Here is a 2,612-nt window from a genome sequence, read left to right as displayed (position 1 = left end):
TGTCACCGCCGGGGTTAAATGCCGCCACGCGCGCCGGGGTTAAACGCCACCACCCCTAAGCGAGTGGATTGCTCATGAAGGATCGGTGAGGTGGGACAAGGTTAAAGCGCTCGCACGCGAGCTGGCGGAGCGAACCGGGACGGTTCGCGGGAGGGGCTCGCTCTCCTTGGGGAGAGCGCGGGGTGAGAGGGGTTGGGTTGTCACTTGGACTTCACTTTGCCGGCGGCGGCGTCCTTCAAGCGGTAACTCTCGCCGGTGATGGCGATGACGGTGGCGTGATGCAGGAAGCGGTCGAGGACGGCGCCGGCGGTGGGCACGTCCTGGAGCAACTTGCCCCAGTCTTCGAGCGGTCGGTTGCTGGTCATGATCGTGGAGCGCGTTTCATAGCGGCGCATGATGACTTCGAGCAGATACTCGCCGGAGTGCTTCGGCAAAGCGCGCAGGCCCATGTCGTCGATGATGAGCAGATCAGGTTTGATGTAGCCGCGCAGGACGCGATCGCGCTGCGCGAGCGCGTCCTCGGCGAGGAAGTCGCGCACGAGGTCGAAGATCGAGCGATAGCACACGACGAAGCCCTGCTTGATCGCCTCGTAGCCGATCGCCTGGGCCAAGTGACTTTTGCCGACGCCGGGCGGTCCGATGAACAGCACGTCGGTTTTCGCGCGGATAAAGTGCCCGGCCGCCAGTTCGTAGATCTGCTTGCGGGAGATCGAAGGATTGAAGCGCCAATCAAACTCATCGAGCGGCTTGAGCCGGTTGAAGTCGGCGAGCTTCACCCGACGCTGGATCTGGCGCTGCTGGCGCACGTTGACTTCGTCCTGAAGCACGAGGGTCAAAAACTCTTCGGGTGCGAGTCGATTGGCGGCGGCTTCTTGCAGCCGCACGGACAACGTCTCGCGCAAGCCGGAGAGTCGGAGTTCATGCAGGAGTTGATGGAGTTGGTTCATGGTTCGATCTGGTAATGCCGCAGGTCGCGGATGAGCGGGTGGGATTGCAGGAAGTCGATCTGCACGACGTGCTCGTCGGGTTGGGTGAGTTCACGCACCTCACGCAGGCGCCAGCGCCCGAGATGCACGGCGCGACCACATGCGCGTTCCAACTCCGCCACCGGGTGCTCGCGCGCCAGCGCCAGCAATCCCTGCATAATGCGCAATCCGATGGGGCCGCGATTACGGAACATGCCCTCGGCCCACGCGCCGGTGTGCGGGCCGATCAACCGACAGCGTTCCAACAGATACTCGGCGCCGCGCTCGACGACGGAGCGTTTGCGGCTGTGCAGGTGCGCCGCCGCCGTCGCGAAGCGTCCCGGCTCCGCTCGCGCATGCACCGCGATCGGCTCCATGCGCACGTTGAACACTCGCACCAATCGCGCCTCCGCCCGCACCCACACCTCGCGGCCGACATACTCCGGCGGCGCGGAGTAATACGATTGGCGGAACGCCACGTGTCCGTCGCGATGCACCGTGCGCTTCGCCTCCTCGAAGCACGGGAACAGGCTCGCCGGCAACGGCCGCAACGCGCCGCGCTCGGCTTCTAGGAAGTAGCGTCCGACCTGTTGGCGGATCGTCCCGTGGATGCGCGTGTCGGCGACTGTGCGCTCCCAGTCGGTGAGGAACGCGTTCTGCGCGGCGAGACTCTCAAACTCACGACCCTTGAGCGCGTTGTTCTGGGCATATTTGACGCCGGCCTCGACCTTGCCCTTGTGCTCCGGCTTCGCCGGCCGCGTCGGCAGCAACGCCGTGCCGTAATGCGCGCAAAACTCCCGCAGCTTCGGATTGAGTTCCGGATCAAACCAGTCGGCCTCGATCACCGCGGCCTTCATGTTGTCCGGCACGATCGTCGCCGGCACCCCGCCGATGGCGCGGAAGGCGTTTTCCAGGCAACGGATCACCGTCTCGGTGTCCTGTCGCCAGACCACTTCGCTGTAGCCTTTGCGCGAGTGCGAGAGCACCGCTCGGAACAGATGCGGTCGGCGACGCCGGACTTCGCTGCGCACCCACGCCCCTTGGCCAAAATCAAACTGCATCTCCGCGCCCGGCTCGCACTCCATCCGCCGGTGCGGCAACTCGACCGTCAGCCGCAGCCGCGAGACGAACAGCTTGACCGCACTGTAGCCGCCGGCGAAGCCCCGCTCACGCAGGTCCTGATGGATGCGCTTCGCCGTCAGCCCCGCCTCCACCGCCTCCCGGATGGACGCCTCATACGGCGCGCACCGACTCGCCGGCCCCGGCCGCGAGCCGACGCCGGGGTTACTGGCGGCATTTGACCACGACTCGGAGCCGACGCCGGGGTTCGTGGCGGCATTTGGCTCACCCCCAGCGTCGTCTCCAGCCGGCGGCCCCGCGCCGGCCGAGCCGAGGGCGGGGTTCGTGGCGGCATTTGCCGCCACGTGCCGATCCACCGTCCGACGGTCCACCTTCAGCTCTCGGGCGATCCGACGCTTCGACCAGCCGCGCTCGGCCAGCACTATTATCGACTGTTGGAGGTTCACTTTGATGCGGTTCATTACCCCTCCGGCGAAGCACAACTTCGCCTTCGGCGTAAACTACCCCGCTCAAAGGTGGTGGCATTTCACTCCGGCGCGCCTGGTGGCATTCGCCCCGGCCGTGACA

2 protein-coding genes are annotated in these 2,612 nt (G+C 65.9%); both read right to left on the bottom strand.

Annotated features, from left to right (window positions below; genetic code table 11):
• Window positions 1–200: 200 nt before the first annotated feature.
• Complete coding sequence (gene istB, locus KF715_21805) at window positions 201–947, bottom strand: IS21-like element helper ATPase IstB (GenBank protein ID MBX3739339.1); 747 nt, start codon at window positions 945–947, stop codon at window positions 201–203.
• Window positions 944–2,506 (bottom strand): IS21 family transposase, encoded by a 1,563-nt coding sequence (istA, locus tag KF715_21800; protein MBX3739338.1) that lies wholly within the window; start codon window positions 2,504–2,506, stop codon window positions 944–946. Before istA ends, istB begins: the two co-directional genes overlap by 4 nt.
• Window positions 2,507–2,612: the final 106 nt, after the last annotated feature.

The sequence above is a fragment of the Candidatus Didemnitutus sp. genome (genome assembly GCA_019634575.1).
Lineage (GTDB): Bacteria > Verrucomicrobiota > Verrucomicrobiia > Opitutales > Opitutaceae > Didemnitutus.
Note: the sequence above shows the minus strand (reverse complement) of the source record. Positions and strands in the feature narration are given on the sequence as shown.